This window comes from Promicromonospora kroppenstedtii, assembly GCF_044389675.1.
Taxonomy (GTDB): Bacteria; Actinomycetota; Actinomycetes; order Actinomycetales; family Cellulomonadaceae; genus Promicromonospora; species Promicromonospora kroppenstedtii.
The window spans coordinates 1-12,703 of the sequence record NZ_JBIRYI010000021.1 but is presented as its reverse complement, the minus strand read 5'-3'; the positions used below and the strand labels follow the sequence as shown (position 1 = coordinate 12,703).

Sequence of the window (12,703 nt, the reverse complement as noted above, 5' to 3'; positions counted from 1 at the left end):
CCGAGGGTGTTCGGCGGGCACCAAGCACGCCAAACCCCCTTCCGGATCAGTGATGGAGAGAGGTACGCATGTTCCGCAGGTTGGGAGTGCGCGGGAAAGTTCTTGCGACACTGGTCACGCCTGCCGTCGTCCTGGTCATCGCAGCGGCGTACATCATCGGCCTTTCGGTGGCCGACGCGATGCGCGCCCAGCAGACGGCTGATCTTGTCGCTGCGCTCGAGTACCAGGACCAGGCAGGCACCGCGTTCGCGCAGGAGCGCTACCTCAACATCGTCGCCATGATCGACGACGGCGACGCCGGTAACGCGGCCCGTCGCGCCCTTCTGCTGGGGACCCCTGAACTGGGTGAGGACGGCAAGCCGGTCACCGACGACGACGGCGAGACGGTCTGGGCGGCCCCCGCGGCCCAGGCACAGACGATCAGCGCTCTCGACAAGCGCGACGACGAGCTGCTGGACATCGACATCTCGATGCTGGACCAGCGCGTCAAGGACGCCGTGACGCAGACCATCCAGGACCGCGCGGCCATCACCGAGGTGCAGAAGAAGGTCGCCGCCGGGCGTCTCACCGAGCAGACCGCGACCGACGCCTACGGCACCTACATCGACGGCGCCCTCGAGGTGATGGACGCGATCGCGGACACCTCGGAGGACCGCGACCTCGGTACCCGCCTCGAGGCGTACCACTCGATCGACCAGCTCATGCTGACGAACACCTACGAGCGACCGATCGTGAGCCTGGCGCTCGGGATCTTCAACGCGTACCCGGACAACCAGGCGGAGGCCGCCTCGCGGTCCCTCGCGCTCCGTGGTGCCGACCTGGTCAACCTCGGTGACCGCGAGTGGGACAGCACGCAGGACCTCTTCGACCGCATCCCGGGTGAGTACCAGGTTCCCGGCATGGACGGCGTCTACGGCACCGTCCGCGGCTACGTCGCACGCGGTGACCTCGCGGCCATCCAGCAGCCGCAGATCGAGGCGTTCTCCACCGAGTCCGCGAAGTGGGTCGACGAGGGCCGCATCGTCCGCGACGCCGTCCGCGAGGACACCGCGGGATTCGCCCAGGAGCGCGCCGACGTCGCCGCGAACCGCGCCTACCTCACCGGTGGCGTCGCGATCGCGGCCCTTGGCTTCTCGGTCATCATGGCTCTCGTCATCGCCCGCCGCCTGGTCTCCCCGCTGCGCCGCCTCACCCAGGCCGCTGGTGTGGTCCGTGACCGCCTCCCCACGCTCGTGGAGCAGGTGTCGGTCCCGGGCCAGGGCCCCAGCATCGACCTCGACCCGATCTCGGTCGAGTCCTCGGACGAGATCGGCCAGCTGGCCGCCGCGTTCAACGACGTCAACCGCACCACCATCGACGTCGCCCGCGAGCAGGCAGCCCTCCGTGGCTCCATCGCCGAGATGTTCGTCAACGTGGCCCGCCGTGACCAGGTGCTCCTGAACCGGCAGCTCGCGTTCCTCGACGACCTCGAGCGGTCCGAGGAGGACCCGTCGACGCTGTCGAACCTGTTCCGCCTCGACCACCTCGCGACCCGTATGCGTCGCAACGCGGAGTCCCTGCTCGTCCTCGCGGGCATCGACTCCGGTCGTCGTGTGCGCCAGCCGATGCCGGTCTCCGACGTCATCCGTACCGCGTCGTCCGAGATCGAGTTGTACGACCGGGTCCGCCTGAACCTCGTCGTCGACCCGATGATGCTGGGCCACAACGCGCTGAACGCGGCGCACCTGCTGGCCGAGCTCCTGGAGAACGCGACGATGTTCTCCGAGCCGCACACGCCGGTCGAGGTCACCACGGCCCGCGACGAGCAGTTCGTCACCGTCGTGGTCCGTGACCACGGCCTCGGGATGAACCCGCAGGAGGTCGCGGAGGCGAACCGCAAGGTCGCCAGCCACTCCGCGTCCGACGCCGTCGGCGCCCAGCGCCTCGGCCTCTACGTGGTCGGCCGCCTGTCGGACCGCCTCGGCGCCCAGGTGACGTTCGGCGCGGGCGAGGGCGGTACCGGCACCGAGGTGACGGTTCGCTTCCCGGCCGTGCTGTTCATGCCGGACAACGCGATGCCGCTGCCGATGCCGACGGACCCGCTGGAGGCCAACACGCAGGCGGCCGCCTCGCAGATGATGGGTGGCATGGCCACGGGCCCGGGCACCGGCGCGATGCGCGGTGCGGGCGCTCCCACCAACGGTTTCGGCTCGCCCGCCGCCCCGGCCACGACGTCCGTGCCGGCTCAGGGCGGCCTGCCCGTCCCGACGGGCACGTCGCAGATCGCCGCGGCCGCCTTCGCGGCCCAGCCGGCCCCGGTCGCGCAGCAGGTCGACATCAATGCCCTGACGGACGGCACGACGGCGCTCGGCCTGGCCCGGCGCCGCAGCTCGACGGCGGCGCAGCCGGTCGCCGAGACCACGCCGACCGGCTCGATCGTGCTGCCGGAGATCCAGACGCCGTCGCTGCCGCAGGAGTACCAGGCCGACGACAACGCCTGGGCGCCGCCGTCGAACGTGTCCGAGGGCAGCTCGCTCCCGAGCCGTCAGCGCGCGCAGCAGCCCCCGGAGCCGGTCGCGCCGGTCTTCGAGGACACCACCCCGGCCGCTGTCGACGTGGACCAGCGCAGTGCGCTGTTCTCGAGCTTCCGCTCCCTGAACACGATCGACCCGGTCGAGGGCGGCACGCAGTCGCTGCAGCTCGACCCGATCACGCAGGACCCGGCGGCGCTCCCCGGCATGTCCGACACCGACGTCATGCGGTTCCCGGCAGCCGGCGGCGGGCGCCCGCCCGCGGCCCCGGCACCGGCCCCTGCGCAGAGCTTCGGCACGGTGCCGGAGCGCACCGCAGGCCCGTTCGAGGGTGACGACAGCCAGTCGCAGGCCTTCGGCGCGGAGGCGCCGGAAGGCCCCGACTCGTCGTTCGAGGCGCTGCCCGCGTTCGAGGAGCTCATGGCGGACCTGCCGAGCCGTCGTTCGACCGCGTCGAACCAGCAGGGTGCCAAGCCGGCCCAGAAGCGTGGCCTCTTCGGCCGCCGTCCGGGTCAGCCCGCCACCGGCGAGCTGCGTGCCTACCAGCCGCAGGAGCAGCGTCCGGCATCGCGTCCGATCCAGACCGTCGCCAGCCCTGTGGCGGGGGCGCCGACGTTCGGCGCACCGCTCGTTCCGGCGCCGAACGTCGAGGCGACGGGCTTCCCGACGCAGAACTTCCCCACGCAGGCCCTCCCGGCGCAGAACTTCCAGCCGCCGAGCGGTCCGCCGCAGGGCAACCCCGCCCCGCTGACCGGTGCCTTCCCGGCCCCGGTCCAGGAGGTTCCCCTCGAGGACCCGACCTACCAGCGTGGTTACCAGGAGGGCTACCAGAAGGCGGTCCAGGAGTCGCTGACGTCGGCGCTGCCGGCGATCCCGAACGCTCCCGCGGGCGGCACGGTCCCCGTGCCCACGCAGGCGCAGGCCCCTGCCGCCGGCAGCAACCCGTTCGTGGACGCGGCGCCCCGCGCGGCGGCTCCGGCCGCCCCCGTGGCTCCCGCCCCGGCAGCTCCCGCCCCCGCGCCGGCCCCCACCGCGTTCGTCTCCGCCCCGGCCACCCAGGCCGTGCCGGTGGCGGACGTGCAGCAGGCCTTCGAGCCGCCCGTCCGCGAGTTCAGCGAGCCGTACCCGACGGGTGCCGTGTACGACCCGTCGTACGGTTCGTCCGCCCCGCTCGCGAAGCGTGCCGCCGGCACCGACGGCGACGGGAAGGACCCACTAGACCCCGAGTACGTGCGTGACTCGGTGGAGGCCCGGTCGGAATGGACCGCCTCGGCAGTGCTCTACGAGGAGATGACGAGCCTTCTCCGTCGCGGGGCTTATCAGGAAGATGATGTGAAAGAGAACGACTCGTACCGTCCGGCAGCCGTGAGCACCGAGGTTGCCAGCGGTGGGCTGACTCGCCGTACCCGTGGTGCCTCCGGCACCGGTGCGGACCCGGCCGTCGAGCGTCTCTCGGCTCGCATCGACCGTGATCCCGAGCAGCTTCGCTCGCGTCTCTCGGCGTTCCAGTCGGCCACCGCGCGTGGCCGGTCGGAGTCCGTGGACGAGGGCAAGTCGGAGCACGAGAACGGCAAGAACGGCGGTGGGGACTCGACGTGGGCACCCTCGACCGTGAATCATGTCCCTGACTCAGCGCCGCAGTCGCGGTGACAAGCGCGTCTGTGGATTCTGACTAGGAGGAACAGAGTGACCCTCAGCACCGAAGCAACCAATTTCGGTTGGCTGCTCGACAACTTCGTGCGTACCGTTCCCGGCAGTCGGCACACGCTCGTGGTGTCGGCAGACGGCCTGCTCATGGCGATGTCCGACCAGCTCGACCGCACCAGCGGCGACCAGCTGGCGGCGATCGTCTCCGGTATGTCAAGCCTCACGCGTGGAGCTTCTCGGCAGCTCAACGGCGGTAACGTCCGTCAGGCGATCATCGAGATGGACAACGGCTTCCTCTTCCTGATGAACGTCTCGAACGGGTCCGTTCTCGGCGTCGTCGCGGAGGCCACGTGCGACATCGGCCTCATCGGCTACGAGATGGCCCTCCTGGTGTCCCGCACCGAGGCCACGCTCACGCCGCAGCTGATCTCGGAGATGCGTGGCAGCCTCCCGGTCGATGGGCAGACCCGAGCCGCCAGCGTGGGATGAGGACTCGACCATGACGTACGCACCTTTCGGTTCCCAGGGGCAGGGAGACGTCCGCGAGACGTCCACCGTGCGCCCCTACGCGGTCACCGGAGGCCGGGTGCGGTCGGAGCTGTCCGACCTGCCGCTCGAGGCCCTCGTGGAGGTTCTTCCCGGGGCAGTCAGCAGTTTCGGGCTGCCTCCCGAGAAGCGCGCGATCCTCCAGCACGCCGCGCACACGTACGTGTCGATCGCCGAGCTCTCGGCCCTTCTGCGGCTGCCCCTGGGTGTCGTCCGGATCCTTGTGGCGGACATGCAGGAGGAAGGGCACGTCACCGTGCACACCTCGACACCGGTTAACGTCCACACAGGCCACGGCAGCTCGAACTCGGGCCTGTCGCTGAGCGTCTTGGAGAGTGTTCTTAATGGCATTTCCGCCCTCTGACGGCGGGGCCCGTAGCGGTCCCAACTGGGCCCCGGTGTCGGGTAACGCCGGCACTGCGACCGCTTCCTCGAACGCGCCCGCGCGCCAGAGTGTGCTGGGCGGCGGCGGTGGCGCCGCGGCGCCCACCGCGCAGGCGTCCCGTCCCGCGCAGGCGCAGCCCGCGCCCCCGGTGATGCAGCAGGCGCCGGCGGCCAACGCCGGCGCGCAGGCCGCTCCGGGTGCGCAGCCCGCGGCAGAGCGCACCGCGCCGACCGTCGTCGCCGGTGGCTTCGCGGTGGGCAAGACCACGTTCATCGGGTCGATCTCCGACGTGGAGCCGCTGAACACCGAGGCTGCCATGACGGAGCACTCGGTCGGCGTGGACGACGCCGGTGGCGTGACCGACCGCAAGACCACCACCACGGTGGCCATGGACTTCGGCCGCGTGGAGCTGCCGGGCAACCTGTGGCTGTACCTGTTCGGTACCCCGGGCCAGGACCGCTTCCTCTTCATGTGGGACGACCTGGTGCGCGGTGCGATCGGTGCCGTCGTCCTGGTGGACACGGACCGCCTGGAGCAGTGCTTCCCGGCGATCGACTACTTCGAGTCGCGCAACATCCCGTTCGTCGTGGGCGTGAACTGCTTCGACGGCGTGGCCAAGCACCGTCTCGAGGACGTGCGCGAGGCGCTGCAGATCCCCTCGCACGTGCCGATGCTGTACACGGACGCCCGCTCGCGTGCGGCGACCAAGCAGACGCTGATCGCGCTGGTCCAGCTCGCGATGCGCCAGCTCCGGTCGGGCGCTCAGGCGCAGGGCTGAGCCGTACCCCAGCACCTCGCGGACGGCGGGCCACCCTGGGGGCGGCCCGCCGTCGCTGTTCCGCCGGACGCTAGACTGTGGGGCCGAGCAGGCCCGCTCGCAGGGGTGCCCGGCACCAGGAGGGCTGACAGAGCGGCCTAATGTGACGGTCTTGAAAACCGTTGTGGGGCAACCCACCGGGGGTTCGAATCCCTCGCCCTCCGCTCCCGCACCGCACGACAGGGCGCCTGCCCCGTCCCACCCGACACTCGTCGGGCCGGACCGGGCAGGCGCTCTGTCGTCCGGCAGCTAGCTGATGCCCACGATGGGCAGGCGCAGCGCGGCCGGCGCCGCCTCGGGCACGACCGGGGCGACCGGTCGCACCGGCTCGACCGGCCGGTAGGCCGACCCGAGGACGGGCCGCCCGTCCTGCTCGTCCGCGTTGGGCCAGAGCGCGCAGGCCCGCTCGGCCTGGGCCGTGATGGTCAGCGACGGGTTCACCCCGAGGTTCGCGGTCACGGCCGAGCCGTCCATGACGTGCAGTCCCTCGTGCCCGAACACCCGCAGGTACGGGTCCACCACGCCGTCGTCCGCCGCGGAGCCGATCGCGCAGCCGCCCAGGATGTGCGCCGTCAGGGGGATGTTGAACGGGTCGCCGATCGTGCCGCCCGCGATGCCCTCGACGCCGTCGTCGCCCATCGTGTCGGCCATGCGGCGCACGGCCTCGTGGCCCTCGGGGATCCAGCTCGGGTTGGGCGCACCGGTGCCCTGCCGCGACGTCATGAAACGGCCGAAGGGGGAGCGGCGGGTCACCGTGGTCAGCGAGTTGTCATGGGCCTGCATGACCAGCGCGATGACCGTCCGCTCGGACCAGCGGCGCCAGTCCATCAGCACCGGCAGCCACCTGAGGTTCTTGCCCATCTCGGCGAACCAGCGGAGGAACCGGAACGGTCCGCCGTCGACCAGGATGTGCTGCAGCGCCGCCATCACGTTGGAGCCGTGGCCGTACCGCACGGGCTCGATGTGCGTGCTCTCGTTCGGGTAGAACGAGGACGTGATCGCGAGCCCGCGCGAGTAGTCGGTCGAGCCGACCTTGTGCGTCATCGCGCCGAGCAGTGCCTCGGAGTTGGTGCGCGTGAGATGCCCGAGCCGGTCCGACAGGCGGGGCAGCGTGCCGGAGTCCTTCATGGCGTGCAACAGGCGCTGTGTGCCGAGCGTGCCGGCGGCGAACACGACCTGCCGGGCGGTGAACGTCCGGCGGCCGCCGAGCTTCCGGCCCGTGCGGTGGGTGCGGATCTCGTAACCGCCGCCCACCGCCTCGCTCCGCGGCCGGACGACGTCGGCGGTGGTCAGCGGGTGCACCACGGCGCCCGCCCTCTCCGCCAGGTAGAGGTAGTTCTTGACCAGCGTGTTCTTGGCGCCGTGCCGGCAGCCCGTCATGCACTCGCCGCACTCGATGCAGCCCGTCCGCTCCGGCCCGGCCCCGCCGAAGAACGGGTCGGCGGCCCGGCAGCCCGGCGACGGCGACTCCGCGCCGCCGGGACCGAAGTAGACGCCCACTCGGGTGGGCCGGAAGGTGTCGCCCACCCCCATGTCGTCCGCGACGGACCGGATGACGTCGTCCGCGGGCGAGTGCGCGTGGTACTGGACGACACCGAGCATGCGCTCCGCCTGGTCGTAGTACGGCGCGAGCTCGCTCTTCCAGTCGGTGATGCGGGACCAGGCGGGGTCCGCGTAGAACGGGTCCAGAGGGCGGTACAGGGTGTTCGCGTAGACCAGCGACCCGCCGCCCACGCCCGCGCCCGTGAGGCACAGGACGTTGCGCAACAGCCGGACCCGCTGGATCCCGTAGCAGCCCAGCGCGGGCGCCCAGAGGAACTGCTTGAGGTGCCAGGAATTCTTGGCGAACTCGTCGTCCGCGAAGCGGCGGCCCGCCTCGAGCACGCCCACCCGGTAGCCCTTCTCCGTCAGCCGGAGGGCCGCGACGCTGCCGCCGAAGCCTGAGCCGATCACCAAGACGTCGTAGTCCATGACCGCGAATGTACCGCTTATTGACGCCGTGTGAAATACGTTGCCGCGATGCGCCGGACGGCGCCGAGGGCGCTCCGCCGGCCGCCCGTGCCCGCCTGCTTCGGAACAGAAAAATGGCGGGATCGCGCGGCTGCGACGCGGTCGGGCGGCCCGCCGCCCGTCCCGCTTTGCTCAGGCTGCCGTACGCCAGGTAGCCTGGGCCGCGCGGCACCGCCCTGCCTGGGTGGAGGCTGTCGCGAGGAGACGTCGCATAGTCAGGTCTAGTGCGCCACCCTGCTAAGGTGGTAACGGGGCAACCCGTTCGAGGGTTCAAATCCCTCCGTCTCCGCCAGGAAGGTCCCGGCCGCGCGTGACGCCCGGGGCCTTTTCTGTGGGAGGCGCCGGACTTCCGGACGGTTGTGACGGAGTTCTCCCCGGGAAGCACGGATTTGAGTTTGGGTCCGCGCCGAACAGGCTGTAATGTTCTCGTCGGTCGGCCGTGTGAACGGCAGACCGACAGCAGGTAGTACGACCAGCGCCCGTAGCTCAACGGATAGAGCATCTGACTACGGATCAGAAGGTTGGGGGTTCGAATCCCTTCGGGCGCACAGTAGAAAAGAAGCCCCGACCAGCGGAAGCGCTGGTCGGGGCTTCTTCGTTGCCAGCACGACGACGACAGAGGTGACGTCGTTCCCCGGCGGGCCCCCGCCAGAGAGGCCCCGGCCGCGCCGACGTCACGTCGCGATCCGGTCACGGTTGCTTGCCGGGCCGCAGAACCATTGACCCGGCCTCCGCGCGATCGCTACCTTCGCGTGCGGCACACCCGTTCGGAGAACGACCAGGGCCGCGGGCGCCGGGGCTCAACGGTGCGCTCCGACGTCGGACCAGGGGAGGCCCGGGCGGGCGTGCTGCCAAAGGCGTGGCCCCCGGCCGACGGGAGCGACCTGGTGCGGCCAACCGGATGCTCGGCCAGGATGCGAAGCGGACGCGCCGACGGCATGGAGGAATCCGGATGAGCGACATCGTGCAGGACCCCGGCACCCGGTCCGGTGAGTTCGTGCAGTCCCTCGAGCGCGGGCTGTCGGTGATCCGCGCGTTCGGCCCGGACCGTGCCCGGATGACGCTGAGCGAGGTGGCCCGCGCGGCCGACCTCAGCCGGGCGTCGGCGCGCCGCTTCCTGCACACGCTGGTGGAGCTCGGCTACGTCGTGACCGACGGGCGCGTGTTCGCTCTGCGCCCTCAGGTGCTCGAGCTCGGGTACGCCTACCTGTCCAGCCTGTCGCTGCCGGAGGTGGCTCAGCCGCACCTGGAGCGGCTCGCGGAGGATGTCGGCGAGTCGTCGTCCGTCGCCGTGCTGGACGGCGCCGAGATCGTCTACGTGGCGCGGGTCGCCACGCACCGCATCATGTCCGCGGCGATCCAGGTGGGTACGCGGTTCCCGGCGTACGCCACCTCGATGGGGCGTGCGGTCCTGGCCCACCTGCCCAGCCGTGACCGCGACGGCTTCCTGGGCGCCGCGGCTCTGGTGCCGCTCACCCCTCGCACGATCGTCGACGTCGAGCTGCTGCGCGCGGAGCTGGACCTGGTGCGCGACCAGGGCTGGGCGCTCGTCGACCAGGAGCTGGAGGAGGGGCTGCGGTCTCTGGCCGCGCCCCTGCGGGACCGGACCGGGCGCGTGGTCGGCGCGGTGAACGTGTCCGCCCCGGTGCGCCGCGGCGCGGTCGAGGAGCTCGTCGCCGAGTTCCTGCCGGCGCTGCTGCGTGCGGCCGCCGAGATCGAGGCGGATCTGGCCCGCACCCGCGGCTGAGCCCTGCGGTACCGTGGGCGTACGCATACGGAACTTGTGTGCGCACTGCGAACGTGCAGAGGTGTGAATCGATGAGCTCGGCATTCGTCTACGACGCGGTGCGCACACCCTTCGGCCGCTACGGCGGCGCGCTCGCCGGGGTACGGCCGGACGACCTCGCGGCCTTCGTGGTCGGCGAGCAGGTCCGCCGGGCCCCCGGTCTGGACCCGGCCCGGATCGACGACGTGATCCTCGGCAACGCGAACGGAGCCGGCGAGGAGAACCGCAACGTGGCGCGCATGGCTGTGCTGCTGGCCGGGCTGCCGCTGTCGGTCCCGGGCGTGACGGTCAACCGCCTCTGCGGCTCGTCGCTGGACGCCGTGGTCCAGGCGGCACGTGCCGTGGAGACGGGCGATGCCGACGTCGTCGTGGCCGGTGGCGTCGAGTCCATGAGCCGCGCGCCGTGGGTCCTGCCCAAGCCGGAGCGGGTCTACCCGGCGGGCGGCGCCGAGCTGGTCTCCACGACGCTGGGCTGGCGCCTGGTGAACAAGCGGATGCGGCCCGACTGGACGGTGTCCCTCGGTGAGGCCACGGAGCGGCTCCGCGAGAAGTACGGAGTCACGCGCGAGCGGCAGGACGAGTTCGCCCTCCGCAGCCACCGTCTCGCGCACGAGGCCTGGGAGGCCGGGCGCTATGCCGACCTGGTCACCGCGTACCCCGGTACGGACCTCGTCCGGGACGAGCCGGTGCGCCCGGACGGCACCCTGGAGAAGCTCGCGGCGCTGAAACCATCCTTCCGCTCGGACGGCGGCACCATCACCGCGGGCAACGCCTCCCCGCTGACGGACGGCGCCAGCGCCGCACTGATCGGCTCGGCGGACGCGGCGAGCCTGACCGGCCTGGAGCCACTGGCCCGGATCGCGGGCCGCGCCTCGGTCGCCAACGAGCCGCAGTACTTCGGATACGCCCCGGTGGAGGCAGCGGAGCGCGCGCTCGCGAGGAGCGGCGTCGGCTGGTCCGACGTCGGCGCCGTCGAGCTCAACGAGGCGTTCGCCGCGCAGTCGCTCGTCTGCCTCGATGCGTGGGACGTGGACCCGGAGATCGTGAACGCGTGGGGCGGCGCGACGGCGCTCGGGCATCCGCTCGGCGCCTCCGGCACCCGGATCCTGGGCACGCTCGCGCGCCGGCTGCTCGCCGAGGACCAGCGCTGGGGCGTGGCCGCGATCTGCATCGGCGTCGGGCAGGGTGTGGCCGTCGTCCTGGAGAACGCGCGGGCCGCCGCATGACCGTCCAGGTCGCGAGCACCGCCGGGGAGGCGCTGGGCGACGTCGCCGACGGATCGACCGTGATGATCGGCGGCTTCGGGCCGGCGGGACAGCCGGTCGAGCTGATCGAGGCGCTCCTGGAACAGGGCGCCGGCGACCTCGTCGTCGTCTCCAACAACGCGGGCAACGGCGAGGACGCGCTGGCCCGGCTGATCCTCGAACGCCGCGTGCGCAAGATCGTCTGCTCGTTCCCGCGCCAGGTGGACTCCTGGCACTTCGACGCCGCGTACCGCGCCGGCGAGATCGAGCTCGAGCTGGTGCCGCAGGGCAACCTCGCGGAGCGGATCCGTGCCGCCGGCGCCGGCCTGGGCGGCTTCTTCACCCCGACCGGCTTCGGCACCCCCCTCGCGGAGGGCAAGGAGACCCGCGTGGTCGACGGCGTCCCGATGGTCTTCGAGTCACCCCTTCCCGCCGACGTCGCCCTGGTCAAGGCCTTCCGGGCCGACGGCGTCGGCAACCTCGTCTACCGGCGCACGGCCCGGAACTTCGGACCGGTGATGGCGACGGCCGCGCGGCGGACGGTCGCGCAGGTCAGGGAGGTCGTGCCGACCGGTTCGATCGATCCGGAGACGGTGGTGACCCCGGGCATCTACGTCGACACCGTCGTGGCGCTCGACAGCGTGACCGTGCTGGCAGGTACGCAGCCCGGGACGCAGGCCTCGGCGCAGGGCCCGGCCTCATGAGCGCCGAGACGGTGCCCCCGGGCGCGCGGAGCGGGTCCCCACTGTCCAAGGCGCAGCTGGCAGCGAGGGTGGCGGCGGACATCGAGCCGGGTTCCTACGTGAACCTGGGCATCGGTCTGCCCACGCTCGTGGCCGACCACCTGCCGCCCGGCTCGGGCATCACACTGCACACGGAGAACGGCCTGCTCGGCATGGGGCCCGCCCCGGAGCAGGCCGACGTCGACCCCGAACTGATCAACGCGGGCAAGGTGCCGGTGACCGAGCTCGCCGGCGCCTCCTACTTCCACCAGGCGGACTCGTTCGCCATGATGCGCGGCGGCCACATCGACGTGTGCGTGCTGGGCGCCTTCCAGGTGTCGACGGCGGGCGACCTCGCCAACTGGTCCACGGGCCGGCCCGGGGCAGTGCCCGCCGTCGGAGGGGCCATGGACCTCGCGGTCGGCGCCCGGCGGAGCGTCGTCATGATGACGCTCCTGACCAAGGACGGTCAGCCCAAGCTGGTCGAGGAGTGCACGTTGCCGCTCACCGGTGTCGGCTGCGTGTCGCGGATCTACAGCGACGTCGCCGTGATCGACGTCGGCCCCGCGCTCGCCGCGGACGGCGGTGCGCGCGTGGTCGAGACCTACGGGGTCACGCACGGGGAGCTCGAGGAGCTACTCGGGCTCCGGCTGGGCTAAGCCGGCTGCTCCCTGCCGTGTGGCGCGGTGGGCCGTGGGACGCCGCCGCACGGTGGATGGCGAAATCTGAACCAAAGATTACGCAGACATGGCCGACACGGAGGGTTCTTGGTCTACGCCGGGCCTGCGAGCCGCGGGCGGGGGCCGTAGGGCCCGTCTGGCATGGCTCCGGCGCGGCCGGACCTGAGGTCTTCTTGGAAAAACACCCGGTGAACAGCGCCTCTGTGTCCGCTGTCACGCGCCGTGGCTTTGACGGACCCCGCGGGCTGACGTAACGTTCTCGTTGTTCGCCCGACAGGGAGAGACGGACAGGAGCGCGGAGAGCGTGACTGGCCGGTCCCGGGGCGGAAACCACCTCAAGACTTCAGAGGGCTTCG

General features: G+C 71.7%; 9 protein-coding genes and 3 tRNA genes. 11 read left to right on the top strand and 1 reads right to left on the bottom strand.

Features of this window, described 5'->3' with window-relative positions:
- Window positions 1-68: 68 nt before the first annotated feature.
- The 5 genes from ACH47X_RS24755 (at window position 69) to ACH47X_RS24735 (ending at window position 6,069) form a co-directional block, all read left to right on the top strand.
- Window positions 69-4,160, top strand: a complete 4,092-nt coding sequence (locus ACH47X_RS24755; RefSeq protein WP_397407796.1) for an ATP-binding protein — start codon at window positions 69-71, stop codon at window positions 4,158-4,160.
- 36 nt (window positions 4,161-4,196) lie between these two features.
- On the top strand, window positions 4,197-4,646 hold the full coding sequence (locus tag ACH47X_RS24750) for a roadblock/LC7 domain-containing protein (RefSeq protein WP_020017525.1): 450 nt from the start codon (window positions 4,197-4,199) through the stop codon (window positions 4,644-4,646).
- Between the two features lie 10 nt (window positions 4,647-4,656).
- Entirely contained in the window at window positions 4,657-5,067 is a 411-nt protein-coding gene (locus ACH47X_RS24745; RefSeq protein ID WP_020017526.1) for a DUF742 domain-containing protein, read from the top strand.
- A 172-nt stretch (window positions 5,068-5,239) separates the two neighbouring features.
- Complete coding sequence (locus ACH47X_RS24740) at window positions 5,240-5,866, top strand: GTP-binding protein (RefSeq protein WP_397407909.1); 627 nt, start codon at window positions 5,240-5,242, stop codon at window positions 5,864-5,866.
- 118 nt (window positions 5,867-5,984) lie between these two features.
- Window positions 5,985-6,069: transfer RNA gene (locus ACH47X_RS24735), tRNA-Ser, on the top strand.
- An 85-nt stretch (window positions 6,070-6,154) separates the two neighbouring features.
- Here the strand turns inward: ACH47X_RS24735 and ACH47X_RS24730 are convergent.
- On the bottom strand, window positions 6,155-7,876 hold the full coding sequence (locus tag ACH47X_RS24730) for a GMC oxidoreductase (RefSeq protein ID WP_397407794.1): 1,722 nt from the start codon (window positions 7,874-7,876) through the stop codon (window positions 6,155-6,157).
- A 239-nt stretch (window positions 7,877-8,115) separates the two neighbouring features.
- On the opposite strand from ACH47X_RS24730, the gene ACH47X_RS24725 reads away from it, so the two are divergent.
- The 6 genes from ACH47X_RS24725 (at window position 8,116) to ACH47X_RS24700 (ending at window position 12,326) form a co-directional block, all read left to right on the top strand.
- A tRNA-Ser gene (locus ACH47X_RS24725) sits at window positions 8,116-8,207 on the top strand.
- Between the two features lie 183 nt (window positions 8,208-8,390).
- Window positions 8,391-8,463 (top strand) — tRNA-Arg (locus tag ACH47X_RS24720).
- Between the two features lie 404 nt (window positions 8,464-8,867).
- Window positions 8,868-9,662 carry an IclR family transcriptional regulator domain-containing protein gene (locus ACH47X_RS24715; protein WP_397407792.1) on the top strand — a complete coding sequence of 265 codons (795 nt, stop codon included), beginning with the start codon at window positions 8,868-8,870 and terminating at the stop codon, window positions 9,660-9,662.
- Between the two features lie 71 nt (window positions 9,663-9,733).
- Window positions 9,734-10,927, top strand: a complete 1,194-nt coding sequence (locus tag ACH47X_RS24710; RefSeq protein WP_397407791.1) for a thiolase family protein — start codon at window positions 9,734-9,736, stop codon at window positions 10,925-10,927.
- A complete protein-coding gene (locus ACH47X_RS24705; protein WP_397407789.1) occupies window positions 10,924-11,649 on the top strand; it encodes a 3-oxoacid CoA-transferase subunit A in 726 nt (241 codons plus the stop codon). The genes ACH47X_RS24710 and ACH47X_RS24705 overlap by 4 nt, the downstream gene beginning before the upstream one ends.
- Window positions 11,646-12,326, top strand: coding sequence for a 3-oxoacid CoA-transferase subunit B (locus ACH47X_RS24700; protein ID WP_397407787.1), 681 nt, complete (start codon window positions 11,646-11,648; stop codon window positions 12,324-12,326). Before ACH47X_RS24705 ends, ACH47X_RS24700 begins: the two co-directional genes overlap by 4 nt.
- Window positions 12,327-12,703: the final 377 nt, after the last annotated feature.